The organism is Hydrogenovibrio crunogenus (genome assembly GCF_004786015.1).
In the GTDB taxonomy this organism is placed as follows: domain Bacteria; phylum Pseudomonadota; class Gammaproteobacteria; order Thiomicrospirales; family Thiomicrospiraceae; genus Hydrogenovibrio; species Hydrogenovibrio crunogenus.
This window is the reverse complement of sequence record NZ_CP032096.1, coordinates 1,002,792-1,028,445: the sequence shown is the minus strand read 5'-3', so window position 1 is coordinate 1,028,445 and position 25,654 is coordinate 1,002,792. Positions and strand designations below refer to the sequence as shown.

The 25,654-nt window shown below is 42.0% G+C and carries 27 protein-coding genes; 14 read left to right on the top strand and 13 right to left on the bottom strand.

The annotated features are described in order from the left end of the window. Window positions 1–18 precede the first annotated feature (18 nt). Window positions 19–714 (top strand): DNA polymerase III subunit epsilon, encoded by a 696-nt coding sequence (gene dnaQ, locus GHNINEIG_RS04930; protein ID WP_135795616.1) that lies wholly within the window; start codon window positions 19–21, stop codon window positions 712–714. A gap of 58 nt (window positions 715–772) precedes the next feature. Then, on the top strand, window positions 773–1,354 hold the full coding sequence (locus GHNINEIG_RS04925) for a pyrophosphohydrolase domain-containing protein (protein WP_189636929.1): 582 nt from the start codon (window positions 773–775) through the stop codon (window positions 1,352–1,354). A gap of 4 nt (window positions 1,355–1,358) precedes the next feature. On the opposite strand, the gene rnhA is transcribed toward GHNINEIG_RS04925, so the two are convergent. Further along, the gene (rnhA, locus tag GHNINEIG_RS04920; RefSeq protein ID WP_135795614.1) at window positions 1,359–1,796 is read right to left on the bottom strand and encodes a ribonuclease HI; all 438 of its coding nucleotides are present in this window, start codon (window positions 1,794–1,796) and stop codon (window positions 1,359–1,361) included. Between the two features lie 4 nt (window positions 1,797–1,800). Further along, complete coding sequence (locus tag GHNINEIG_RS04915) at window positions 1,801–2,586, bottom strand: class I SAM-dependent methyltransferase (RefSeq protein ID WP_135795613.1); 786 nt, start codon at window positions 2,584–2,586, stop codon at window positions 1,801–1,803. A gap of 57 nt (window positions 2,587–2,643) precedes the next feature. Here GHNINEIG_RS04915 and gloB point away from each other — a divergent pair, with 57 nt between their 5' ends. From gloB to GHNINEIG_RS04900, 3 genes are read left to right on the top strand one after another with little or no spacing between them, the layout of a single operon-like run. Next, window positions 2,644–3,450, top strand: coding sequence for a hydroxyacylglutathione hydrolase (gene gloB / locus GHNINEIG_RS04910; protein WP_135795612.1), 807 nt, complete (start codon window positions 2,644–2,646; stop codon window positions 3,448–3,450). After that, the gene (locus GHNINEIG_RS04905; RefSeq protein WP_135795611.1) at window positions 3,443–5,083 is read left to right on the top strand and encodes a lytic transglycosylase; all 1,641 of its coding nucleotides are present in this window, start codon (window positions 3,443–3,445) and stop codon (window positions 5,081–5,083) included. The genes gloB and GHNINEIG_RS04905 overlap by 8 nt, the downstream gene beginning before the upstream one ends. 4 nt (window positions 5,084–5,087) lie before the next feature. Next, window positions 5,088–7,079: a lytic transglycosylase domain-containing protein gene (locus GHNINEIG_RS04900; protein ID WP_135795610.1), complete on the top strand. Its 1,992-nt coding sequence runs from the start codon at window positions 5,088–5,090 to the stop codon at window positions 7,077–7,079. Window positions 7,080–7,286: 207 nt separating this feature from the next. Here GHNINEIG_RS04900 and cysS read toward each other — a convergent pair whose 3' ends face one another. After that, window positions 7,287–8,657: a cysteine--tRNA ligase gene (gene cysS, locus GHNINEIG_RS04895; RefSeq protein WP_135795609.1), complete on the bottom strand. Its 1,371-nt coding sequence runs from the start codon at window positions 8,655–8,657 to the stop codon at window positions 7,287–7,289. Further along, window positions 8,657–10,336, bottom strand: a complete 1,680-nt coding sequence (locus GHNINEIG_RS04890; RefSeq protein ID WP_135795608.1) for a glutamine--tRNA ligase/YqeY domain fusion protein — start codon at window positions 10,334–10,336, stop codon at window positions 8,657–8,659. Before GHNINEIG_RS04890 ends, cysS begins: the two co-directional genes overlap by 1 nt. A 305-nt stretch (window positions 10,337–10,641) precedes the next feature. Here GHNINEIG_RS04890 and GHNINEIG_RS04885 point away from each other — a divergent pair, with 305 nt between their 5' ends. From GHNINEIG_RS04885 to GHNINEIG_RS04875, 3 genes are all read left to right on the top strand, one after another. Beyond that, window positions 10,642–11,217 (top strand): peptidylprolyl isomerase, encoded by a 576-nt coding sequence (locus GHNINEIG_RS04885; protein WP_135795607.1) that lies wholly within the window; start codon window positions 10,642–10,644, stop codon window positions 11,215–11,217. Between the two features lie 87 nt (window positions 11,218–11,304). After that, window positions 11,305–11,811: a peptidylprolyl isomerase gene (locus GHNINEIG_RS04880; RefSeq protein WP_135795606.1), complete on the top strand. Its 507-nt coding sequence runs from the start codon at window positions 11,305–11,307 to the stop codon at window positions 11,809–11,811. 71 nt (window positions 11,812–11,882) lie between these two features. Continuing rightward, on the top strand, window positions 11,883–12,620 hold the full coding sequence (locus GHNINEIG_RS04875) for a UDP-2,3-diacylglucosamine diphosphatase (protein ID WP_135795605.1): 738 nt from the start codon (window positions 11,883–11,885) through the stop codon (window positions 12,618–12,620). Here the strand turns inward: GHNINEIG_RS04875 and dmeF are convergent. The 6 genes from dmeF to GHNINEIG_RS04845 all read right to left on the bottom strand — a co-directional run bounded on the left by dmeF (window position 12,617) and on the right by GHNINEIG_RS04845 (window position 17,503). Then, on the bottom strand, window positions 12,617–13,570 hold the full coding sequence (gene dmeF / locus GHNINEIG_RS04870; protein ID WP_135795604.1) for a CDF family Co(II)/Ni(II) efflux transporter DmeF: 954 nt from the start codon (window positions 13,568–13,570) through the stop codon (window positions 12,617–12,619). The two genes, GHNINEIG_RS04875 and dmeF, sit on opposite strands and share 4 nt — an antisense overlap. Window positions 13,571–13,604: 34 nt before the next feature. Then, on the bottom strand, window positions 13,605–13,949 hold the full coding sequence (locus GHNINEIG_RS04865; protein ID WP_135795603.1) for a hypothetical protein: 345 nt from the start codon (window positions 13,947–13,949) through the stop codon (window positions 13,605–13,607). A gap of 24 nt (window positions 13,950–13,973) precedes the next feature. Beyond that, window positions 13,974–15,236, bottom strand: coding sequence for a dicarboxylate/amino acid:cation symporter (locus GHNINEIG_RS04860; protein WP_135795602.1), 1,263 nt, complete (start codon window positions 15,234–15,236; stop codon window positions 13,974–13,976). A gap of 124 nt (window positions 15,237–15,360) precedes the next feature. Next, window positions 15,361–15,657 (bottom strand): rhodanese-like domain-containing protein, encoded by a 297-nt coding sequence (locus tag GHNINEIG_RS04855; protein WP_135795601.1) that lies wholly within the window; start codon window positions 15,655–15,657, stop codon window positions 15,361–15,363. A gap of 54 nt (window positions 15,658–15,711) precedes the next feature. Continuing rightward, complete coding sequence (locus tag GHNINEIG_RS04850; protein ID WP_135795600.1) at window positions 15,712–16,215, bottom strand: phosphatidylglycerophosphatase A family protein; 504 nt, start codon at window positions 16,213–16,215, stop codon at window positions 15,712–15,714. Between the two features lie 79 nt (window positions 16,216–16,294). After that, on the bottom strand, window positions 16,295–17,503 hold the full coding sequence (locus tag GHNINEIG_RS04845; RefSeq protein ID WP_135795599.1) for an argininosuccinate synthase: 1,209 nt from the start codon (window positions 17,501–17,503) through the stop codon (window positions 16,295–16,297). A gap of 243 nt (window positions 17,504–17,746) precedes the next feature. On the opposite strand from GHNINEIG_RS04845, the gene asd reads away from it, so the two are divergent. From asd to GHNINEIG_RS04815, 6 genes are all read left to right on the top strand, one after another. Then, window positions 17,747–18,643 carry an archaetidylserine decarboxylase gene (gene asd / locus GHNINEIG_RS04840; RefSeq protein WP_223260940.1) on the top strand — a complete coding sequence of 299 codons (897 nt, stop codon included), beginning with the start codon at window positions 17,747–17,749 and terminating at the stop codon, window positions 18,641–18,643. A 105-nt stretch (window positions 18,644–18,748) separates the two neighbouring features. After that, complete coding sequence (locus GHNINEIG_RS04835; RefSeq protein WP_135795597.1) at window positions 18,749–19,087, top strand: P-II family nitrogen regulator; 339 nt, start codon at window positions 18,749–18,751, stop codon at window positions 19,085–19,087. 223 nt (window positions 19,088–19,310) lie between these two features. After that, window positions 19,311–19,670: a hypothetical protein gene (locus tag GHNINEIG_RS04830; RefSeq protein ID WP_135795596.1), complete on the top strand. Its 360-nt coding sequence runs from the start codon at window positions 19,311–19,313 to the stop codon at window positions 19,668–19,670. A gap of 35 nt (window positions 19,671–19,705) precedes the next feature. After that, on the top strand, window positions 19,706–20,536 hold the full coding sequence (locus tag GHNINEIG_RS04825; protein ID WP_135795595.1) for a DUF6502 family protein: 831 nt from the start codon (window positions 19,706–19,708) through the stop codon (window positions 20,534–20,536). Next, complete coding sequence (locus tag GHNINEIG_RS04820; RefSeq protein ID WP_135795594.1) at window positions 20,523–21,449, top strand: DUF5666 domain-containing protein; 927 nt, start codon at window positions 20,523–20,525, stop codon at window positions 21,447–21,449. The genes GHNINEIG_RS04825 and GHNINEIG_RS04820 overlap by 14 nt, the downstream gene beginning before the upstream one ends. A 19-nt stretch (window positions 21,450–21,468) precedes the next feature. Further along, window positions 21,469–22,227 carry a hypothetical protein gene (locus tag GHNINEIG_RS04815; protein ID WP_135795593.1) on the top strand — a complete coding sequence of 253 codons (759 nt, stop codon included), beginning with the start codon at window positions 21,469–21,471 and terminating at the stop codon, window positions 22,225–22,227. A 32-nt stretch (window positions 22,228–22,259) separates the two neighbouring features. Here the strand turns inward: GHNINEIG_RS04815 and GHNINEIG_RS04810 are convergent, their stop codons facing one another. Genes GHNINEIG_RS04810 through glnL form a run of 3 tightly spaced genes read right to left on the bottom strand, consistent with a single transcriptional unit; the run spans window position 22,260 to window position 25,632 of the window. Then, window positions 22,260–23,030 (bottom strand): hypothetical protein, encoded by a 771-nt coding sequence (locus GHNINEIG_RS04810; protein ID WP_135795592.1) that lies wholly within the window; start codon window positions 23,028–23,030, stop codon window positions 22,260–22,262. An 18-nt stretch (window positions 23,031–23,048) separates the two neighbouring features. Continuing rightward, window positions 23,049–24,512 carry a nitrogen regulation protein NR(I) gene (gene ntrC, locus GHNINEIG_RS04805; protein ID WP_135795591.1) on the bottom strand — a complete coding sequence of 488 codons (1,464 nt, stop codon included), beginning with the start codon at window positions 24,510–24,512 and terminating at the stop codon, window positions 23,049–23,051. Between the two features lie 37 nt (window positions 24,513–24,549). Next, complete coding sequence (gene glnL, locus GHNINEIG_RS04800) at window positions 24,550–25,632, bottom strand: nitrogen regulation protein NR(II) (RefSeq protein ID WP_135795590.1); 1,083 nt, start codon at window positions 25,630–25,632, stop codon at window positions 24,550–24,552. Window positions 25,633–25,654: the final 22 nt, after the last annotated feature.

Below are 25,654 nucleotides of genomic sequence, written 5' to 3'. Positions count from 1 at the left end.
AAAGAGAAAGACCCAAGCATGCGCCAAATATTGCTAGATACGGAAACAACCGGTTTTGACCCGAAAAACGGCGATAAAATTATTGAAATCGGAGCGGTTGAGCTCATCAAACGCAAACTGACACATAACAACTATCATCAATACATCCAGCCTGAAAGAGATGTGCCGATCGACGCCATTGAGGTACACGGAATCACCAATGAATTTCTGGAAGGAAAACCGGTTTTTGCAGAAGTGGTTGATGAATTTATGGAGTATGTTGCCGGTGCGGAGTTGATTATCCATAACGCCCCTTTTGATGTTGGCTTCATCAATCATGAACTGTCACAACTCTCCCACAACAAGTGGGGAAAAATCGAAGACCATTGCACCATTACCGACAGTTTAAAAATGGCGCGTAAGGCGTATCCCGGACAACGTAACTCGTTGGATGCACTCTGCAAACGCTTTTTAATCGACAATTCAAACCGAACGCTTCACGGCGCCCTACTCGATTCGGAAATCCTAGCGGATGTCTATCTTGCGATGACGGGCGGACAAACGGCTTTGGTTCTGGCGGATGAAGAAGGCAGTTCAAGTGATGCCTCTCGAGTAAATTTAAACACGCAACGTGCACCACTCAAAGTCCTGAAGGCGTCAGCCGAAGAACTGGCAGCTCATAACGGAAAGTTACAGCAAATCAGCGAAAAGTGCGGCAATACGATCACTTGGTAATAAGATCATATTTTGACCAGGCCTGGCTAATTTTCAATAAAACAACAAGATGACAACCATGACACTAAGACAGCAACTATTTACCTCAGACGATGCAAGAAAAATCTTTTTAGAACCGACCGCTTCCTGGCAAAACGTTGCCGGAAATACCGCTTCACACCAGCATGGCATTAATCATTTATTTTTTTATGATGAAGAAGCCAAGGAATTTTTAGACGCTTATGATGAACAGGATCAAACCGAACAGCTGGATGCGCTGGGTGATATGCTATTTGTGGCATGGGGAATCACACATCATCTAGATCTTCCTGAACCGATGGCGGCTTCGCAAATGTCGATTCTATATGTGCTGGAAAAAATGCAGTTGGCGAACCCTTTTGCAACGTCGCAAGCCGTTTTTGAAGAAGTGGTGCGCTCTAACTTTTCTAAGTTTTGTCAAAATCAGGCCGAAGCCGATGCAACCGTCAAACATTATGACGACCAGCTTGGGGTGAAAGTCGTCTATGATCAAGTCGAAGATTTTTTTGTCATTCGATCCGACCAAGATCAAATCGGCTCCGACGGTAAGCAATACCGCAAAGACAAAATTTTAAAGTCCATTCATTTCTCAGAGCCGGATTTTTCTCATCTTGTCTTATAACAAACTAGCCGGTTAATTCATCCATCGCTTGATTGGCCAATTCATCGACACGTTCATTTTCATCGTGTCCTGAATGACCTTTTACCCAGGCCCAACTCACATCATGAGGCTGTAAAGCCTCATCCAGAGCCTGCCACAAGTCTTTGTTTTTAACTGGCTTTTTGGCAGCCGTTTTCCAGTTATTTTTTTTCCAGTTCGTCATCCATTGGGTGATACCATTTTTGACATATTGAGAATCGGTTGTCAGCGTCACCTTACAGGGTCTTTTCAGGGCTTTAAGACCTTCAATTGCCGCCGTGAGCTCCATCCGGTTATTGGTCGTATCCATTTCTGCGCCCTTCAACTCTTTTTCAACGCCTGCAAACCTTAGTAAAGCCCCCCAACCTCCAGGCCCCGGATTTCCTCGGCAACCACCATCTGTAAACAGTTCAACTTCTTGCATGAATTTATGAATCCTTTTCTACTCTATTATGATGTGTTTGATGACTTCGGTTTGAAACGACTGAGCGCCCTTTATTCACCGCCAGCCAGTTTGAAATACGCCAATTCAGTCCGACAGGCGTGGGAGAAGACACCCGTTTTTTTGCTAAAATACAGTAAGTATTACCAAAATTGAGCCCCATTTTTTCTAACAAGCGCTCAAACGCTTCCACCCATTTCCAACGTTTTTCTGACGAATCGGATTTCATTAGACAACTCGGTGACGTATAAGACACCATTTCAATGTCATACCCCAATACACTCAACCAATCAATGATTCGATGCGCGCGAACCAAGTTGGCTTTTTTGAAATACCGGCGATGTTCTCCGAAAAGATTACGCATAATACGACAACCCGCGGGATTAAACCCCGTTATTAACACATTGCCTTCTGCAATCAGGACGTCATCAACCTGTCTTAAAATATGATAAGGGTCCGTTACGGCTTCTAAGGTATGCGGTAACACGACCACATCAACGGAATCACTTTTCAATGGAAGGTAATCAAAATCGGCTGCTACAAATCTAGCACCGTGAAAACGGTGCCAATGCGTATCAATCATCACTTTACAATTGGCTCGACTATTGGCGAGTAAGTCATCTGACGACACAATACCCAGCTGGACAAGATACAAGCCAAAAACTTGTTCCAAAGCCTGGTCGATTATCACCTTCTCTTGTTGTAATAAAGAGTGTCCTTTTGGGGATCGAAAAAATCGATACAAAAAGGATTGAAATCTTGGATTCATCATCACTTTGAAACACAGATTTGTTAGAATATGGCCATTATATCAATTAACAGGTCTGACATGAAAATCGTTGGTTTACCGACTCTCTCTGACAATTATACTTGGGTTATTCAATCTGAAGATGCCTACTACAAGCACGCTTGGATAGTTGATCCGGGAGAAAGTCAAAAAGTGATTCAATACTTTGAAGAAAACCAACTTCAGCTTGATGGCATCCTCTTAACACATCACCATTATGACCATACAGATGGTATTCATGGTGTATTAAAAGCGCTTGGCGAAGTGCCAGTTGTCAGCAATGCAAAAGGACCTTTTAAACCGGTCACGCATTCCGTAAAAGAAGGCGACAAGGTTCAGGTGTTAAACGAAACCTTTCGAGTGATTGAAACACCGGGGCACACCGATGAGCACATTTGCTTTTATCACCCTGAAGCGCTTTTCAGCGGCGACACCTTATTTACAGGAGGGTGTGGAAAAATCTGGCAAAACCCGCCTGAGCAGATGGCTGAATCGTTGTTGAAGTTAAGAGCCTTAAATGATGACTGTATGGTTTACTGCGGTCATGAATACACTTACGCAAACCTCAATTTTGCCAACATCGCAGAACCGAATACATCTGCCATTTTAGATCGCCTAGCAGATGTCAAAACAAACACCCAACGTGGCATTCCCTGCGTTCCAGCACGTCTTGGTTTGGAAAAACAAACCAACCCTTTTTTACGTTTCGATCTTCCCCCTTTAAGACAAACACTGATGGCGAAACAAGCTCAACCAAACGAATCGATGGGGGCTTTATTCGCCACATTAAGAGCTTGGAAGGATGAATTAGACCAAACCAATATTCTTGAGGCGGGTTTAAATGACTAAGCACACTCTTTTTTCTTCTGTCTTCACCCTAACGATGATGGGCGTTTTACTATCGGGGTGCAGCCAATTTCCTTTTCATAACAAAAACCATGCATATACCAACGCTGATGACATTAACTTTTCAAAGCTCCCCGTGACAGATCCTGTTACCACGGATACCGAAGAAACAGATGCTTTTGAAAAAACCATTCAAAACTCAACCAAACGTTTCCTGGCATTAAAAACCAGTGATGACTTATCCAACCAGTTGGATCAAGCGTTAATTTTATTAAATGACAAGCCAACCTATGATGACTTGTGGCAGGAGCTCAGTGAACATCTTTTTTTAGCGCCAGCCAATAGTGAGCATTTTGAAGACTATCAAAATTATTATGAGAATAAAAAAGCATATTTGAAGCGCGTTTCAGTCCGAGCAAAACCTTATCTTTACTTCATTTTAAATGAAGTAAATCGTCGACACATGCCATATGAAATCGCTTTGTTACCGGTAGTTGAAAGTGGCTATTACCCTTATGCAAAATCTTATGTCAATGCCTCCGGTTTATGGCAGTTTATGCCCGCAACAGGCTATATGTTTGGATTACATCGTAACTGGTGGTATGACGGCCGTCAGGATGTTTATAAAAGTACACTTGCAGCGCTCGACTATCTTCAAGCCTTATATAAACAGAATGATTATGACTGGCTATTGGCGCTTGCTTCCTACAACGGCGGTTATGGCAATGTTCTAAAAGCTCAAAAACGATATTTAAGAAAACATCCAAATGGTGAACCTTCTTTCTGGAATATTCGCACTTATTTGCCAAAAGAAACACAGCATTACGTTCCGCAACTTCTTGCGATATCGAACTTAATCATTCATCGCGAAGACTATGACATCGACCTCGAACCCGTTCCTAATACACCGTTTTTCAAACGTGTTGAGATTTCGAACCAGATCAGTCTGCCTAAAGTGGCTCAATCCACGCAAACGTCCCAAGCCATTTTAAAAGTCCTTAACCCAGGATATCTAAGATTGGCAACACCGCCTAGTGGTTCTCACTCCGTTCTACTGCCTATTGAAGTAGCGGACGCCTTCAAAGTTGATTACCAGCAAAAACCTCACTTTTATGAAGTTAATTGGATGAGGCATAAGATTCGTTCAGGGGAAAGCTTAAGTGTCATTGCGGCCAAATATAATACATCCAGTCGTGAAATTAAAAAACTGAATAATATGAAAAACAGTTTTTTGAGAGCGGGCAAAACACTACTGATTCCATTACCGCAAAGTCAACAACTGGCACAAACACCCTTAAAGAGATCAACAAGCTATAATGGCAAAAAACATATCCATAAAGTTCAAGCTGGAGAAAGCTTATGGACAATTGCTCGGTATTACAACACATCACCGCGCAAACTGTGTGAGTGGAACCGAATCAGTATTCGTGAACCCATCCGTAAAGGCCAGAAACTGGTCATCCGTTCAGATCGTTATGGTCGTAAAGTGTCACACACTTTAAAAGAAGGAGAAAGCTTATGGGTGGTAGCTAAAAAATATCGAGTCACCACGCAAGAATTATGTAACTGGAATGGGATTAAAAAATCAGCTGTTTTACACCCAGGCGTTAAAATAAAAGTATGGATAAAAAGTTAGCGTAATGCATTCTGCAACGAGAACATTGAAATTTCTATTACTTCTCTTTATATCCCTTAGCGTAACTTTCCAACAGGTTCATGCATCCAGTCGTTCTGAAAACCTGTCTGAGAATCAAAAAAAGTTTCTCGATGCCTATGAGGCGATCAAAGCCAATGATCGTCCTTTAATCTCAAAATACAAATCTCAACTTAAAAACTATCCTCTTTATCCATATTTGGTTTATCTGGATTATAAATATCATTTTAAAGATACTCCAAATCCAGTGATTGAATCATTCATCAATAATACCCCTAATAGCCCACTGCCCTTTTTCTTAAAAGCAAAATGGCTACACCATCTCGCTGGGACCTATCAATGGGATGAATATCTTAAACACTATCAAGAAGGTGAGTATCGTGCTGTGTCTTTAAAGTGCTATTTCATACAAGCCAGTATCGCTCGAAATCGAACGGACCAAATTCGAAAGAAAGCGCAGACTCTTTGGAAAACACACATAACGTTACCGAAAGACTGTCGGCCCGTTAAACGGTTTCTTAGAAAAGAAAAGTTGATTACAGGTTCAATGGTTTGGTCAAAACTCCAACTGGCAATGACAAAAGGAAAAATCAAACACGCCAAAAAGATTGGACGCGACTTATCGAAAATGGGACGCCGAGCATTACATTTTTGGATCGACACTTATAAAAACCCTAAAAAAGTGACTCGAGCCATTCCAGCGTATATTTCGCCAGTCATTCGCCAGGCTATCTTCAAACAAGGAATACAAAGATTAGCTTATACAGAACCAGAGTTGGCATTAAAAACGTTGGAAAAACGTGCCGAGCAGTATGGCTTAAACACCCAAGAACTCGCGAGCCTACAAAGCCAAATCAGTTTGCGATTTGCTTATCAGTATCACCCCAAAGCCAGTGAATATTTAGCTCAGATTGACCGCGCCAGCAAAAATGAAAAAACATTAGACTGGGAACTCCAAGTGACCATTAGAGAATCCAACTGGGTAAACTATCTTGATTTGTATGCGTTATTGCCAGAAAAACAACAAAATGAGACACGTTGGCGCTATTGGAAAGCACGCGCATTATCCGAGCTGAATCAGAATAAAAAAGCCTTGCCAATTTTTAAAGCATTGGCTCAAAAACGAAATTTTTATGGTTTCATGTCCGCTGACCGTTTAAAGCAGCCCTACCAGTTCAACCCAACTCCCAGTCAGAAAAAAAGCTTCACCAAAATGGTTGAAAAATATCCTCAACTTAAAGTGATGCAAGAACTGATTGCGATCAACTGGAAGTTAAGCTTGAAACGGGAATGGTATCATTTACTCGACCACATTGATGAGGATGACTTTGAAGCCATCGCCAATTTCATGTCCGACTGGAACCAGCACAACTTAGCCATTCAAACCATTTCAAAGGTCAAGAAATGGGATGATTTATCTTTGCGCTTTCCAACCCCTTACAAACAGCCGGTTTTACAGGCAGCCAACAAAAACACCATTGACCCAGCATGGGTATATGGCGTGATTCGACGTGAAAGCGCTTTCTCTCCGAACATCAGCTCCGCAGTGGGGGCCGTGGGATTGATGCAACTGATGCCGAAAACAGCGCGCTACATTGGTCGAAAAATGGGCTTCAACAAACGACAATATACTCGTTTAACCAGTCCAGAATCCAACATCAAACTGGGCAGCGCTTATTTAAGCTATCTACATAAGAAATATAATGGCAGTCGTGTTTTGGCCACCGCTGCCTATAATGCCGGCCCACACCGTGTGGATCAATGGATTCCGGAAGATACGGTTATGGCAGCTGATCAATGGATTGAAACAATCCCTTTCTCAGAAACGCGTGCATATGTCAAAGCGGTTTTAGAATATACAACGATTTTTAAATCCATGTTGAATAAGAAGTATGATCGTTTGGAAAATTTTATGCACCCGATTGGCTTACCGAAAACGCTCTCTGCTCATGACACAGGCGATTCCTCACAATCTTAAGACAAAAAAAAAGCTCTAGGGACAACTAGAGCTTTAAATACATTATTTCTTTTTACAAGAAATAATCAGAGGAGGATACTCATGAAGAAACATGAATAGGCGTATTTTATTAGAAAAAACTTATATTGTCAAACCCTAATATTAAAAAAGTTAAAAATAACATTAACTTATTTTCAATAGCAAAAGTAAGGTTTAACTTACTAAGTACTAAATCTTACGCCAACTGGTTCCTTCAGCACTGTCTAACAGTTCAATGCCTTGTGCTAAAAGCTCATCTCTAATCTCATCCGATCTTGAAAAGTCTTTGGCTTTGCGTGCTTCAGCTCTCTCAACTATCAACGCTTCAATCATTTCATCGCTTAAATCCGAATCTGAAGGTTGCGACTTAAAGAAATTTTCAGCAGTTTGCTCTAACAAACCAATCTGATTGGCCAATTTCTTCAACAAAGCTGCCAGGCCTGGTGATTTTTGTTTATTAACCTCTTTCGCCAGCTCAAACAAAACGGCCATCGCTTGTGGTGTATTAAAGTCATCATTCATGGCTGCCATGAAATCCTCTTCTAACTTGGATTCCGCCGGCCCAACTTGGTCAGCTGGCACCAACTCCAACGCAGAATACAAGCGTCCAACACTTGCCTTTGCAACGTCTAAATTCTCTTCCGAGTAATTAACGGGGCTACGATAATGACTGGCCAGTAAGAAATAGCGGATGACTTCCGGATGATATTGCTTAAGCACCTCTCGAATCGTGAAAAAATTTCCAAGCGATTTAGACATTTTTTCATCATCAATTCGAACAAACCCGCAATGCATCCAACTGTTCACATAATGTTCCCCAGTGGCGCATTCAGATTGGGCAATTTCATTCTCATGGTGTGGAAAACTTAAATCCAGCCCTCCACCGTGAATGTCAAAATGATTGCCTAGGCACTTAGTCGACATAGCGGAACACTCAATATGCCAACCTGGACGCCCTTCTCCCCAAGGAGATTGCCATGCAGGTTCATGCTCTTTGGAGGCTTTCCATAATACAAAATCTAGCGGATCTTTCTTAACCGAGTTAACTTCAACTCGAGATCCAGACTCTAATTCTTCAATATTTTTGCCAGAAAGGCGTCCATAATCCTCATCAGACTTGACATGAAAATACACATCGCCATTGTCCGCAGGATAAGCAAAACCTTTTTCAATTAGGGTTGAAATCATGCTTTCGATTTCACCCATATACTCTGTCGCTTTCGGCTCCATATCAGGACGCAGCACGTTCAATGCGGTTTCATCTTCATGCATGGCATCAATAAAACGAGAAGTCAAAGATTGAATTGATTCTTTGTTTTCCAATGCTCGTTGAATGATCTTATCGTCAATATCGGTTATATTTCGAACATAGGTCACGTCATACCCTAATGAACGTAAATGGCGTACCACCGTATCAAACACGACCATGACCCGAGCATGGCCAACATGACAATAGTCATAAACAGTCACGCCACAGACATAAAGTCCGACTTTGTTCGGCTGAATAGGGGTAAAGGTTTCTTTCTGACGTGTTTCAGTATTATAAATTTTCAAGGCCATTATTTTTGGCTCCAAGTATCTCTTAATCCGACGGTCTTGTTAAAAACAAGGGCTTCATTCGCTTCACTATCACGGCAAAAATACCCTTCACGCTCAAACTGGTAAGCAGTTTCTTTTTCTGCAAATTGCATTGAAGGCTCAACAAACCCTTGTTTAATAATTAAAGAATCAGGGTTAATCACCGCTTCAAAATCCTCTTCTTTAGCTGGATTCGGCACAGTGAACAAACGATCATAAAGCCTGAATTCAGCCGGCAGTGCTTTTGAAGCTTCCACAAAGTGAATGACTCCTTTAACTTTTCGACCATCCGCGGGATTTTTCCCTAACGTATCAGGATCATAAGAACAATAAACCGTAGTGACATTTCCATGCTCATCGGTTTCCATACGTTCAGCTTTCACAATATAAGCATTACGTAATCGCACTTCTTTATCTAGTGCCAATCTTTGCCATTTTCGGTTAGGCGCCTCTTCAACAAAATCGGCGCGATCAATATACAGTTCTTTTCCAAAGAAAATCTCACGTTTGCCCATTGCTTCATTCTGAGGGTGTACTGGGGCATTGATGGATTCCACTTCATTGTCAGGATAATTCTCAATCACCACTTTAATTGGATCAATAACCCCCATTGTTCTAGGAGCGACAACATTTAAATCGTCTCGAATCGCGGCTTCCAAAATGCCCATTTCGGTCATGCTGTCTACTTTTGAAATCCCAATGCGATCCGCAAAGTCCCGAATCGCAGCAGGCGTCACACCACGTCTGCGCAATCCCGAAATAGTCGGCATACGCGGATCATTCCAACCTAACACCAATTGGTCTTCTACCAACTGGTGCAACTTGCGTTTTGACATCACGGTGTATTCAAGGTTTAAACGTGAAAATTCGTATTGGAATGGGCGGTCCGGTTTATTGAAATCATTTAAATGCTCTAAAACCCAGTCATATAGGCGGCGATTGTCTTGGAACTCCAACGTACAAAGTGAATGCGTCACGCCTTCTATAGCGTCGGAGATACAGTGCGCAAAATCATACATCGGGTAAATACACCAGGTATTACCTGTTTGATGATGCTCGGCATATCGCACTCGGTAAAGCGTCGGATCACGCATACACATAAAAGAAGACGCCATATCAATCTTGGCACGCAAAACACATTCACCCTCTTTAAATTCGCCATTTCTCATTTTGGCGAATAGTGCGAGATTCTCTTCTACCGAGGTTTCGCGGTAAGGGCTGTCTTTACCAGGCTCTGTTAAGGTTCCGCGGTAAGCGCGTGTTTCTTCAGCATTCAAAAAACACACATACGCTAGGCCTTTACTAATTAACTCGACAGCATAATCATGAAATTTTTGGAAATAATTAGACGAATAACAAGGTTCTCCAGCCCATTTAAAGCCTAACCAAGCCACATCTTTTTTAATTGCCTCAACATACTCTACATCTTCCTTGGCTGGATTCGTGTCATCAAACCGTAAATTGCAGTCGCCTTGATAATCTTCAGCCAACCCAAAATTCAAACAGATCGACTTCGCATGCCCAATATGTAAATAACCATTGGGTTCTGGTGGAAAGCGCGTATGAACCTTGTTATATTTGTGCGTAGCAAGATCTTCATCAATGATGTTTCGGATAAAGTTTGTCGGTTTATCAACTGCAACTGTCGTGTTTTGACTCATGTTCAAAAAAACCTATCGAGTGTAGAATATGGAAAAGGCTTGGCAATCACTTTAATTCAGACGGAACACCCTGCTCGCTCAGTCATCCATCAAAATAATTCCCGCTAGAATAACCGCAGATTATAGCATTAATGCGCTTAGAAAATGAGCCGGATAATCTGCAAATCCGTTTGATAAAAACTTTTACAGACGTTTTCAAGCCTTTCGTCATAGAGAAAAGGCATCACTCTAACGTCATCATGTTAAAATGCCGATTATAAACCATAATCTGAAATCTGACATAACAAGGCAAAGCGGAGAAAAGCATGACAAGAAGATTGGCATTCATAACTTTATTTTTAAGTTTTTTCAGCATCAGTAGTTTGGCCGCAGACAAAACCAACCCACAGGTTCTGGTTCAAACCAATATGGGCAACATCATTATTGAGCTCTATCCGGATAAAGCGCCAAAAACGGTCGAAAACTTCCTGCGTTATGTGAATGAAGGCTTTTATAATGGCACCATATTTCACCGTGTTATTCCAAACTTCATGATTCAAGGTGGCGGTTTCACACCAGATATGACTAAAAAAATCACGCACAGCCCGATTCAAAACGAAGCGGACAATGGGTTAAGAAACCGCATTGGAACCGTTGCAATGGCACGGACAAATGACCCTCACTCAGCCTCTTCGCAGTTTTTTATCAATGTGGCGCAGAATACTTTTCTAGACTTCAGAGAAAAAACACCCCGGGCTTATGGTTATGCGGTTTTTGGACGTGTCATCAAGGGCATGAAAGTTGTGAACCATATTCGTAACGTTAAAACAGGATTCCACAATGGTATGGGCGATGTCCCAGTGAACCCTGTGGTCATGACAAAAGTTACTCAAATCAAATAACCCTCTCCCCTTTAACCTTCCGTTAAAAACAGTCAGACCTGGTTGTTTTTAACGGCAAAATTTAAGACTTTTAAAAGGAAATCTAATATGACACAAGTCACTTTCCAAACAAATATGGGCGACATCACCATTGAAGTAGATCATGAAAACGCACCGATTGGCGCTGAAAACTTCGTTCACTATGCGATGGATGGCTTCTACAACGGAACCATTTTTCATCGAATCATTCCTGGATTCATGGTACAAGGCGGTGGCATGTTGCCGGGGATGGAAGAAAAACCTTCTGGTGAACCAATTGAAAATGAAGCGGATAACGGTCTAAAAAACGTTCGTGGCGCTTTATCTTATGCACGAACAATGGATCCGCATTCAGCCACCACGCAGTTTTTTATGAATCTGGTCGACAACGACTTTTTAAACCATACATCAAAAGACATGAATGGCTGGGGGTATGCTGTATTTGGTCGCATCATTGATGGATTGGATGTCATTGATAAAATGGCACAAGTCGAAACCACGTCTCGTCGTGGTCATCAAGATGTGCCGGTTGAAGATATCGTCATCGAAAAAACCCTGGTTAAAGAAGCGGATTAGTCTTATCCGAGGCCGTCATTTACCTTCCCATATCGTTTTTATTGGAGGTAAATGATGCCACAAGGAGTTTCATGTCTTATACCCTATTCACTGCAGACATTCATTTACACCCGGATGATTTACATCCTATCAACCAAGCGTTTTATCAATTCTTAGAATTTGAAGCGCCCAAAGCCGATGCGCTATATATTCTTGGGGACTTGTTTGAAATGTGGGTTGGAGATGATATTGGTTTAGAAGCTTATGCCACGGTTATTGCGCTTTTCAAAAAACTCACAACCAAGGGAACGCCAGTTTATCTGCTTTACGGTAATCGAGATTTCTTAATGCGCCATGCCTTCTGGGAAGCCACGGGAATACAACACTTAAAAGAACCGGTAACGATTTCACTCTATGATCAATCACTTCTGCTCCTGCATGGCGATGTTTTATGTACCGATGACAAGGCGTTTCAAAGAATGCGCAAAATTCTTCGCAACCCCATCATCATGCGGTTGTTTCTACGCTTACCGAAAAAGAAACGTCTTCAGGTTGGCGATTCGATGCGACGTAGCTCACAACAGCATACACAACACAAATCGGAAACGATTATGGACGTCAATACTAAAGCCATTGAACATCTGATGGTAAAGCATCCACGCTGCGACCATTTAATTCATGGTCATACTCACCGTCCCGCACACCACCCTTTCGTGGTTCAAAACAAACAAAAACATCGCTGGGTATTAGGGGATTGGCGCCCGGAAACCCAGATCTTAAAAATTTCTTCCAGTGGCACTTTAGAGCTGATTGAACCCAAATTAATTTAGTTGGACTGACTAACTGGGTTCACCTCAATAGTAATGTGCTTTAACTGCCAAAACTCCGCTAACTTTGCTTTATAAAACTCTGGGGGCTTAGGAGCATTCGATACCAAACCAATAATAACTGCATAGTCATCCGTACTCACTTTCCAAGCATGAAAATCCACTACCTTATCGGAAACATCTTCTTCCAGCTTCTCAACGATTTTATCGGTGACCTCAACAGAAAGACTGTGGTCCAGCAAAATTCTGGAAGTTTCCTTAATCAGTTTTCGTGCCCAGATAAGGATGATAATACCGCCTACAACTCCCATCATAGGATCCATCCAGTTCCAGCCAAGCCATTTTCCGGTTAATAATGCCGCAATGGCTGCGAAAGAGGTTAAAGCATCGGCCAGCACATGTAAATATGCCGCTTGGTGATTTTGGTCCTTACTTTGAGAATGCGCATGAAGCCCGTCGGATGACGCGTTCAACACCTGTTTTTCATCTTCTCCATTATGGTCATGACGCAGTAAGAGTGCGGACACTAAATTGACCAACAAACCAATCACGGCTACGATCAACGCCTGATTAAAAGCGATATCATGGGGTGAAATAAAGCGTGATATGGATTCCACCACCATCATAATAGCGACTATAACCAGGAAAATCCCGCTACTATACGCCGCTAAGACAGAAACTTTTCCTGTGCTGAAGCTGAATACAGGGTCTTCTTTTTTGACCATCGCATAGCGCCAGGCAAACAATGTAATACCGAACGCTACCATATGGGTGCTCATGTGCCAACCATCCGCCAATAAAGCCATAGAGCCATACCAGATCCCTGCTGCTATTTCAGCTATCATGGTCAAGGCAGTAATGACGAGGACGATCCACACCTGACGCTCATTCTTTTTGGAGTACCGTACAAAATCATGTGATTGCTGAAAATGACGGAGCGTTTCTTGGTTCATTCAATATCCGATAAGGCAGCTAAAACAATTGATATTATGACGCTAACACCAGCAATTTAAAATGAATTTCTCCTGTGCCAGATACCGTAAAACGCACCTTATCATGAATAAGACCTTCATCGACTTGATCGGCACAACTCCAATTCATTTCCCATGGATAACTGTAATCCATACGATATAGATTATCTTTTTGAAATACCACCTTTTCTACGGTCATTCCGCCAGGGTACGTAGCAAAATGACTGATATGAGAAAGATCTTGAACCAACTCCTTATCAATTTCAGCAATGTGTTTATTTAACACCGTTTTTAAGAAATCATTTTGCTCAGCACCATGCGCTAAAGACAGATTTTGCAATTCAGGAATGACTACTTTCATTTATATCTTATCCATTCAATGTGATTAGAAATGTTTTGAAACCAAAACTTGCTCTTCCCCTTCAGAGCGCGCAATAATCACCGCACCGACAGAGTCACTGAAAATATTGATAGTGGTTCGCATCATGTCAAGCAATCGGTCAACCACCAACAACAACCCGATGGCTTCCGCAGGCAAGCCAACAGCCACCAAAATAATACTGATGGCTACCAAGCTGGCTGAAGGGATGCCAGCCACACCAATCGACGTTGTTAAGGCAATCACCACAATTAAGAGCTGGGTTGAGAAATCCAAATGTACCCCGAATAATTGTGCAATAAACACTGCAGCGACGCATTCATATAAAGCGGTCCCATCCATATTGACTGTTGCCCCCAGTGGCAACACAAAACTGGATACGCGGTTAGAAACCCCTGCTCGCGTTTCCACAGCATTCATGGTAATAGGTAATGTCGAAGAAGAGGAACTGGTTGAAAAAGCCGTTAACAACGCTGGTGCCATAGCTTGAAAATGCAACCAAGGGTTCTTCACTCCCCCAAGAAAACGAAGTAATAAGGGCATGACAATTAAAAAATGCACACCCAGTGCCAACGTGACCGTCAAAAAGAACAACGCCAAGTTTCCAAACTGTTCAAAGCCAGTTTTTGCCACGGAAGCTGCCACCAAACCAAATACACCAATCGGAGCAAACTTCATAACCCAAGCCGTCATCATCATCATGACTTCAAAAATCGCTTGCCAGAAATTGCTTAATGTTGTTTTCAATTCACCTTTTAGGTGCGTAATGAAATAGCCAAACAGTAAACTGAAGAAAATCAGCCCCAGCATTTGACCTTCTGCAGCTGCATCAACGACATTGACCGGAATCATGCGCAAGAACACATCCACCACATCCCCGGCAGATTTACCTGCCACGGCACTCATCACTTGCTCATTACTTTCTAGAACCGGAATGCCGTTATCAGACACCCCCGGTTGAATCAGGTTAACCAGTGTCAACCCAACCAAAATAGCGATAAAGCTGGTTAGGATATAATAGCCAATGGTTTTACTTCCTAACCGGCCAAAACCGCCTTGTTCGCCAATATTCGCCACCCCGGTAATAATGGCAGACACCACTAATGGAACCACAATCATTTTCAATGCGTTTAAAAACAAGGTTCCAATAAAAGTATAAATCGCAACCCACTGGATACCGGCAATCATTCCTTCCGTGCCAGTCCACACCCCCATTAAAACCGCAAGTACTAAGGCAATCAATATCTGCCAATGTATGGCTAACCTCATAACGTCTCCTCACCCCGATTAAACTTTCCTGTCAATTACATATAAAAAAAGCACCAGGCCTGGTGCTTTTTAATCATTAGAAACAAAGGATGATAGCAGAACCATCCCTCTTTAATGTATTCGCTTATTCGTCTGGGCACTGATACCAAGCTTGGTAAGGCCCCATGTTGTAGACTTCACCAAACCCTAGCGACAGTAAAATTTGCATTGCCATGTGAGATCTTTGTCCTGAACGACAGAACACAATCACAGGCAAATCTTTATTTAACATACTGTCACCAACACGATCAATATCCTGTAATGGAATATTAACCGCGCCTGGCAACTTACTCATTGCAAACTCTTCTGGTGTGCGGACATCAACAAATTGTGCGTTTTTTTCTTTAATTAAGCGCTTAACATCTTCACATGCAGTAAACATACTTTCTTTATCTCTTCAATCATTAACGAATAGGACTGAATATACCTTAAAGCCCTATAAAAAACCAGTTTGCAAAGCCCAAATAATAATTATGGCGTAACAAGCAGCAATTATGTCATCCAACATAATTCCCACACCACCCGCTACATTTTGATCGGCCCAACTAATAGGCCAAGGCTTTGCAATATCAAATAATCTAAATAAAATAAAGGCGAGCCCCCAGTAGAGCCAACCTTGCTCAGGAAGTGCCAGAATGACCAGCCAGACGCCGGCAAACTCATCCCAGACAATCCCTCCGTGGTCATGCACACCGATTCGGCGGGCTGACTCACCGCAAACATAACTTCCCACTAACAAGCTGAATAGAAAAAGTCCCCAAGCGGCGAGTTCATTCCATAATAAGATCGGAATAAACACCAACATACCCACCAAGGTGCCGAGTGTGCCGGGTCCTTTAGCGATTAAACCCGATCCAAAACCAAACCCTAAAAACATCACTGGGTGACGAATAATCATCGCAAAGGTGGGAGCTTTAATAGCTGATTTAGGGGCTGACATATTTCGGCATTTCTATCCAAGTTGGTTCATGTGCAACTCAGACCGAAAAGTCTTTTCGATCTGAGCGATAGACCTTGTCTTATCGACGCTTTTTAGCCGCCGTTCTCAAACGCAAAGCATTCAACTTAATAAAGCCTTCTGCGTCCTTATGGTTGTAGGCGCCGCCGTCATCTTCGAATGTGGCAATGTCTTCATCAAACAAACTGTTTTCTGAAGTACGTCCCACCACAATGACATTGCCTTTGTAGAGTTTCAGACGAACATTACCTGAAACATATTCTTGAGATTGATCAATCAATGCTTGAAGCATTTCACGCTCTGGGCTGAACCAAAAACCGTTATAAATCATTTCCGCGTACTTCGGCATCAACTCATCTTTTAAATGTGCCGCATTACGATCTACAGTCAACGACTCGATTGCACGGTGTGCTTTTATCATAATGGTACCCGCAGGCGTTTCATAACAACCACGCGCTTTCATTCCCACAAAGCGGTTTTCAACAATATCATCTCGCCCGATACCGTTTTCGCCACCGACTTTATTCAAATATTCCATCACCGTTGCTGGAGACATGGCTTCCCCATTAATCGCAACAATATCGCCTTTATCATAAGTAATGTCCAAATAAGTCGGTTGATCCGGAGCATTTTCAGGGGAAACGCTCCATAACCACATATCTTCTTCTGGCTCATTAGCAGGATCTTCAATAATCCCGCCTTCATAAGAAATATGCAGCAAATTGGCGTCCATTGAATAAGGCGACTTCTTGCCTTTTTTCTTTTCAATCGCAATATTATGCTCTTCGGCATACGCCATCAGTTTTTCACGGGACAGCAAGTCCCATTCACGCCAAGGAGCAATGACTTTCACATCCGGCATTAATGCATACGCATTCAATTCGAAACGAACCTGGTCGTTTCCTTTTCCTGTTGCCCCATGAGAGATGGCATCTGCACCGGTTTCTTTTGCAATTTCAACCAAACGCTTTGAAATCAATGGGCGTGCAATAGATGTTCCCAAACGGTACTCACCTTCATAAATCGCATTGGCACGCATCATCGGAAAAACAAAGTCACGGGCAAACTCTTCACGCAAATCTTCAATATAAATTTCTTTAATGCCCATTGCTTCAGCTTTGGCACGTGCTGGCGCAACCTCTTCACCTTGCCCAATGTCTGCGGTAAATGTCACCACTTCACACTGATATTCTTCCTGTAGCCATTTGGCAATAATTGAGGTATCTAAACCACCGGAGTAAGCTAAAACAACTTTTTTGATTTGCGACATGCTTTTTCCTTATTGAGTAATTCTTAATCGCGCGAATTATACCTTAAATACAATCATTTTTTTAATGGGAAAGCCTATTAAATTCAATAATTTTTATCTAAATTGAAAATAAATCTTGTGATTAAGACGTTTTATTTTTCCTGAATAAGTACTTTTAGGAGGAACAATTCATCAACAAATCTAACAGGTTGTTTTTTATCTAATATAATAATGCCCCTTATAAAGTTATAAATGGATTATTTCATGCGTTTTTTGGATTTTTTTAGAGTCGTTCCCCAGTACCTTATCCCACAGCATTTGCTGTCAAAAGGTATGCATTGGTTTATGCAAGTCAAACAACCCTGGATTAAAAACAATACCATCAAACTATTGACTAAAATTTATAAGATCAATATCCAAGAAGCTGCTGATGAAGAAATTGAAAATTATCCCCACTTCAATGCCTTCTTTACCCGCGCCTTAAAACCGGATGCCCGCCCTATCGACGCGACTGAAAACGCTTGGTGCAGTCCGGCGGATGGTGTGATCAGCCAATCACAGGCCATCCACGGAAAAACCCTCATACAAGCAAAGTGCCATGACTATTCTCTCGATGCTTTATTAGGAGGCGACATTGAATATGCCAAGCACTTTATTGATGGCGACTCGGCGGTTATTTACTTATCACCCAAAGACTACCATCGTATCCATATGCCAGTGGATGCCAAACTGCATTCAATGACTTATGTTCCGGGAGATTTGTTTGCCGTGAACCCTACGACTGTTCGCAATGTCGAAGGGCTTTTTGCTCGAAACGAACGATTAATCATTCGTTTTGAAAACGAACACGGCGTATTTTGTTTGATTATGGTGGGGGCCATTTTTGTCGGCAGCATGGAAACGGTCTGGCAAGGAAAAATCACACCAGACTACCAACCAACGATTCAACACTGGGACTACCAGGAAGATGATCTTTCCTACTTCAAAGGAGATGAAATCGGGCGTTTTAATATGGGATCAACCGTGGTTCTTCTCTCTCCGAAAGGCAAAATGCCAGGCCTGGGAGAAATTGAAAAAAATACCCCTATCCAAATGGGCCAAATGCTGGCACAATATGCAGAATACAATTTTTCAACTCAGGATGAACACTCTCCTGAATAAAGAACAAAAGATAAAACTTATTTAGTTGCCCTGACAGCTCTTAACGTCTGGTAACATCTATTGCACTATTTATAAATAAAATCCCAACGATAAGGAATTGCTCTTATGAAAATGGTTACCTCAATTATTAAACCGTTTAAATTAGATGATGTTCGTGAAGCACTTCATGATATTGGCGTCCACGGTATGACTGTTACTGATGTTAAAGGATATGGTCGTCAGAAAGGTCATACTGAAATGTACCGAGGTGCTGAATATGTAGTCGATTTCTTACCGAAATTAAAAATTGAAATTGCGGTCAGTGAAGACAAGGTCGATCAAGTGATTGAAACCATCACCCAAACAGCACAGACCGGTAAGATTGGCGATGGTAAGATTTTTGTCACCAGCATTGAACAAACCGTACGTATCCGTACTGGAGAAACAGGGCCGGAAGCTCTTTAAGATCTCAAGCATTAACGCCATCTCAAAAAGCCCGCTTATGCGGGCTTTTTTATTCTCTTTTCCCTTCCTTCTATCAGAGCTGACTCCTCAAGACAGTCATAAATGTTATTTTTTTACATTTTAAGTTGACAGCAACTCCCTTATTAAATACACTGTTTTTTAATTATGTGAATGTTTCACATTTTTATAATTAATTCCTCTAACCATTTCTGGAGTATTTAAAATGAAAAAAGTTATTTTAGCTTCCCTCGTCTTCCCTTTTATGACAGCCATTGCATCCAACAGCATGGCAGAAGACTTGGTTCAAGACCAACTTCAAACACAGCAACAAATCACCGCACAAGATAAACTTCAGTTACAATTACAAAACAGAGAACAAGTACGCTCACAAACGCAAACACATTCCTCATCGGAAAATGCGTTAAGAACGCAAAATAGATTAATGGTTCAAACTCAATTGAAATCGCAACGCCAATTACAAGTGATGAACCAGTATCAACAGCAAATTAGACAAAACAGACAGGCAATGCAAAATGTTCAAAGCATGCAACGAATGCAAACTGCTGCACGCACTGGGCATTAATTAACGACTCATTAACTGGATTTTTAAATTACTTTATGCAAACACCACACTCTTCTGAACTGGATAAGGTACTGGCTAAAACAATTAAAACCATGTTAAAACCATTGGTTAAATTGCTTTTAAGTCGTGGGATTACCTACCCCAATTTACTGGAACCACTTAAACAAATTTTTGTTGAAGTGGCAGAAGAGTCGTTTGCTTTAGAAAATAAACGTCAGACAGATAGTCGTGTCAGCTTAATTACGGGCGTGCATCGAAAAGAAGTCAAACGCTTAAGAGAGATGATTTCAAATACGCAATCCCCTCCTGAGATTAAAGCTGGTTTAAGTGCTCAAATCATGTCTGAATGGACAGGAAATGATGATTTTCTGTCTGAATCCGGTCAACCTCTGCCTTTAACCAAACAAGGCAAAAAACATTCTTTTGAAGCTTTAGTTTTCACGGTTTCAAAAGACAAACATCCTCGTTCTGTGTTGGACGATTGGCTCAATCAGGGAATTGTTTCGATTAACGAGCAAGGATTAATTTGCTTGAATGAAGCCGGTTTTGTGCCAGCGCAAGATGAAACAGAAAAATTGTTTTTTGCAGGTAAAAACATTGGCCACCACCTCTCCGTGGTGACGAATAACTTAGATAATAAACAGCTTCCTATGTTTGATCGAGCTGTTTATTATCGACACTTATCGCCTGAATCTTTGCATGAAATTGAAACGATCGCTAAAGAAAAATCTTTAGCACTTCTCTCTGAAATCAATCACTTGGCACATGAACTTCAGCAGAAAGATGAATGCGATACGTCTGCTGTCTCGCAATTCCATTTCGGTAGCTATTTTTATCGTGACAAGGAGAACCATGATGAAAAGTAATTTTCTGACAACCGTCCTCCTTATCACAGGATTTCTTTTATTACTGGGATGCCAAACAAGTCCTTCACACCCTAATTCTTCTACCACAGTCGTTCAAAATGACTCGGGCATAGGAGGTACCGGACAAAAACTGACCGCTCAAAACACGGATCCTACTGGTGGATTTGGTGGTACAGGGCATAGTTCAAGTGGTTTTGGCGGCACCGGTGTCATCGGAACCATTACAGAGTTTGGAAGTATTTGGGTAAATGATATTGAAATTGAATACCCAGATAATGTTTCGGTTACAAGCCCTTTAGGAACCTCTCAGGCTCAACGCTCATTAAAGTTAGGCCAACAGGTGATTTTAGAAACGCAACCGACAGATCTAGAGACGGTCACAACGCACATTGAGCTTTACTATCCCGTTGCAGGTCAAATCCGTCAAATAACAAAAGATCAGATCCAAGTGGAAAACACCTGGATCAGGTTAACGGATGGTACACAATATGATGATACACCACTGACCCAGGGAGCATACATCGCCGTTAATGCTTTCCAGTCTTCTAATGGACAGTGGATTGCAACACGTATCAATGACAATCCAAACCATGTGTCGTTACAAAAACCTTTGCCGAAGCTTACTTTCAGCTCAGGCGTTAAAAGATTTGTTGTCCAAACGGAACTGAAATCGGTCTTCAAAGCCTTAAATCGGTCTGAACCCGTACAGTATCAAGATTATTCTGAACTGGAACACGACCAAATAAGGATTGAAAAAAACGCCCGTTTAAAAGCTCAACAGATCAGGCAGCAACGCAATGCTCTGATTCAGCAACAACAAATTAAAAACAGCTCTAAACAGGTACATGATTTACAGCGCTTTTTAAAACAGCAGAATCAGGGCAGCCTTCGACAATTGAAACATGGTAAATAAAACCAAAATGGTCTTTAAAATGATTCAAACAAACATATCCATGATGAAAAAAATTAACGCTTCCCTTCCACTCGCCTTACTTTTGACTTTTGTTCATGCAACTCCTGCATGGGCGACAGAAACGGAAGCACAGCTTTTATTGGGAGCATTTTATGCCAGCGGTCAAAGTGACATTGTTGCCAGCTCCGACAGTGAAGTAATAGGAATTCCGATAGGTCTGAATGTTCAAAAAGGCCGCTGGTCGGGTAGTGTCTTAACCAGCTATCTGAATACCTATCGTAAAGATGATTCTCTCACGAACCAGTCGGAATCCGGCATGGGCGATACGTTTATTACACTAGGCTATGACTTAACTCAGATGCCTTGGATAACGTTATCCTTAAACCATAAAATCCCGACAGGCTCAGTTTCTAAAGGATTAAGTACGGGAGAAGCCGATACAGGCGTACAGCTGGATTACTTCAATACGCTCAGCGCCTCCAATTCGGTTTTTGCATCCATCGGCTATAAATCGGTAGGACGCGTTTCAGGCGTGGCGATGCAAGACCCGATGAATGCCAGCGTGGGCGCAAGTCAATTCATAACAAAATCGGTATATATTGGAGGCTCTATTGACTACAATGAGAGTATCTATAAAGAACTAAAAGACACCACTGGCGTGAGCCTGTTTTCTGGCATAAGCCTGACCAAACGTCATCAACTGCTGTTAACCACCTACTACGATAACACCGACAGCTATCAAATCAGCGCAAACATCAGCATTTCGCTGTTTGACTAAATGTCGTCAAAACCACCAGGCCTGGTGGTTTTTTACCAAATCGAAACACCGACCTGGTTGATTTGAACTGTCTTCTGCTTAGATTCTCCTGGAGGAATAACCTGCCATTGCCAGGAATCAATGACATCAGGCAATAAAACATCCCAAGCAGGGTCAAACTGGTCGATTAATTCGCCCGTCGCATCATATTCAAAAATTTGACGATCGGCAATCAAACAACGAACCCCTTGAAAGCTTTCCATCAGATTGAGATGACTTTTAACCATCTCCTTTCCCAATTTGCCGGCTTCCGACTCATTCAAACCATGATGCTGCATTAACCAACGAACCGGAATTAAAGGAAGTTGTGTCACCAGGTTAAGCGACACCAGGCAATCCGTCTCCTGGGGAAGAGACCAACTGGCATCAGCTTTAAATGCTAATGTCCCTTCAAAAAGATTCGACAATCTATTTGATACATCTGCTTCTTCTAAAAAAACATTTGTATAATCGGCCGCTTTTTTCCGAGCCTGTTTTAAAAAAACAAGATCGACCAAGACCACCTTTTGAAACTGGCGAGAAAGTGAATCCAAAGGAATATCGTTTAAAGATCCGGCTCCCATAATAACAATGGTATTTTTTTGTAAACAGGCATCAACGGCTTTAAGAATAGCCTGCTGGCATTTTAGATAATGCGTTTGCCATTGAGTAAAACAGCGTTTGTGTCGCGCGTCCATGGCAATGGCTTCAAAAAGATACCCTCTTTTTCTCGCATAGGAAAGAGCAGGTCTCGTGCTGATAAATTGAAAAAATTCTTGAATCAAGACGAGAGCACCTGAGAGCTAGTCATCCAAACCCAGTGCTTGGGTTTTGCGCGTCAGTGTATTTCGTCCCCACCCCAATAACTGAGCTGCTTTTTGACGATGGTTCATGCTGTGTTTCATTGCCACCTCAATCAAAACTTTTTCAAAAATCTTCTCGGCTTCGGTATGCAATTCTGTGCGCCCGGCGTTTAAAAAGTGTTTCGCCCAAGATCGCAAAGGGGTTTCCCAATCGTCTGAATTTTCCGTACCATTCTCACCGCCTGGAGTCATGATTAAAGGGTCTGAACCATTTTGTAATTCCAAAGGCAAGTCTTCCATATGAACCGTTTTGTCCGGTGCCATAATCGTCAACCAGGTACACAAGCTGCGTATTTGACGGACATTTCCAGGCCAAGGTAATTCGACCAAATACTTTTCAACCGCTTTGCTTAATCGTTTTTCTTCTAACCCATAAGATTTTGCTTCTTCCGACAAATAATAACGAACGATAGGCAGAATATCTTCACGTCTTTCGCGTAACGCAGGGACCTTAATACGAATGACATTCAAGCGATAGAGCAAATCTTCACGGAAACGACCTTGTTTCACCAGTTCTTGCATATTCTGATGTGTCGCCGCCACAATTCTCACATCCGTTTTGATTGGGGTTTTCCCACCGACACGATAGAAAGTGCCATCATTCAGCACACGCAATAAACGCGTCTGTAAATCCACTGGCATATCACCAATTTCATCTAAGAATAAAGTTCCTCCGTTTGCTTCCTCAAAACGTCCAACACGCTGAGTATGCGCTCCGGTAAACGCGCCTTTTTCATGACCGAACAGTTCGGATTCAAGCAGATCCCTTGGAATGGCTGCCGTATTAATTGCCACAAACGGTCGATTAGAACGACTACTTAATTCATATAATGCTCTGGCAACCAACTCTTTCCCGGTTCCCGTTTCACCGGTAATCAAAACCGTCACATCTAATTGAGAAACACGCCCTAAGATTCGGAACACTTCCTGCATCGCTGGCGCAGAACCGATAATATTCAAAGGCTGTTTGGTTTGCTTCACTTTTCGAACGCGTTTACCACCTGAAAGCTGGCGTTTGACCGCTCGATCAATAATCATCAGAGCATCATCAATTTCAAACGGCTTAGGCAGGTACTCAAAAGCCCGACTTTGAAACGACTTCACCGCTGTATCCAAATCTGCATGCGCCGTCATAATGATGACCGGAATATCTTTATCATGCTCATGAATGGCTTCCATAAATTCAAGACCATCCATACCCGGCATACGAACATCGGAAATAACGACAGTGGGGTGTTCTGTCGGCAAAAGACGCAGTGCTTCAAATGCTGAATCAAAAGACCGAATTTGATAAGGACGATCTTCTAACGATTCATTTAAAACCCATCGAATAGAAGCATCATCATCTACGATCCAAACAATCGGATGATCTGGTGAATGGTTTTCAGTATTGTCTTGTTGCATGTACTTTCCTATTTCTTGTTATTTCCGATTAGACGACTCAATGAAGACGCTTGCCTTCGATACGATTATGATCAAAGGGTAAATAAATATTGAACACGGTATTCCCGGGCTCACTGCTGGCAACAATCAACCCTCCGTGCTGGCGTACAATATTTTGTGAAACCGACAACCCCAGGCCAGAACCGTCTTTCTTACTGCTCACCATGGGGTAAAAAATAGAGTCAAAAACGTCTGGAGGAATCCCCTCTCCTTCATCAATCACACTGATCACGGCCACTAAAGGATAAGTTTTGGTTCCCAAAGTAAACTTGGACTCAACCCGTGTTTTGAAAGTCAAAATGCCCCCATGTTTTTCCATGGCTTGAATCGCGTTTTTCGCTAAATTCAGTAGCGCTTGTACCATCGCTTCAAAGTCCATCGATATCTCAGGAATACTCGGATCATAATCCAGCTTAATGAAGACATTTTCCGGTTTTTCACCCCGAACCACATCGATGACATACCCAATCAATTCATGGATATTGAAAGGTTCTTTATCAGAGTCCCCTCTTGGGCCCAACATACGATCCACTAGATTTTGTAGTCGTTTGACTTCCCTTAAAATTACTTCTAAAAACTGATCTGCTTTTTCATTATCCGGAAACCGTTTTTGTAACAACTGTGTCGAACCATAAATACCCGCCAGCGGGTTTTTAATCTCATGCGCCAAGGTTCTGACTAACAGATTTCCCGCTTCATATTGATGCCAACGCTCGTCTTCTTCGGCAATTCGGTGGTGACGCTCAGTGTTATATAGTTCGATTAACCACCCATCTTCACTATCCATTTCGTAATAAGAGATGGTACACGTCACATGAATTTTCTGCGCATCCGGCAGTCGGATCGTATACTCGTGAATCGTTAAGCGGCCGGTACCACAAGCGTGTATATCATCCAACAGCTTTGGAAGAATATAGCGCCAGTTCATGCCGATCACTCTTTGCGAGCTTAATTGCAACAATTCAGCGCCCGCTAGATTAATAAAGCCGATGTTTTCATTTTTATCAATCCAAACCACGGCGGTCGTAAGCCCCGAAAGAATTTCTTGTTCACTGACGTGTTGCTTAATAGGATTCGTCATGTCGTTTTAATTTCCTTATACT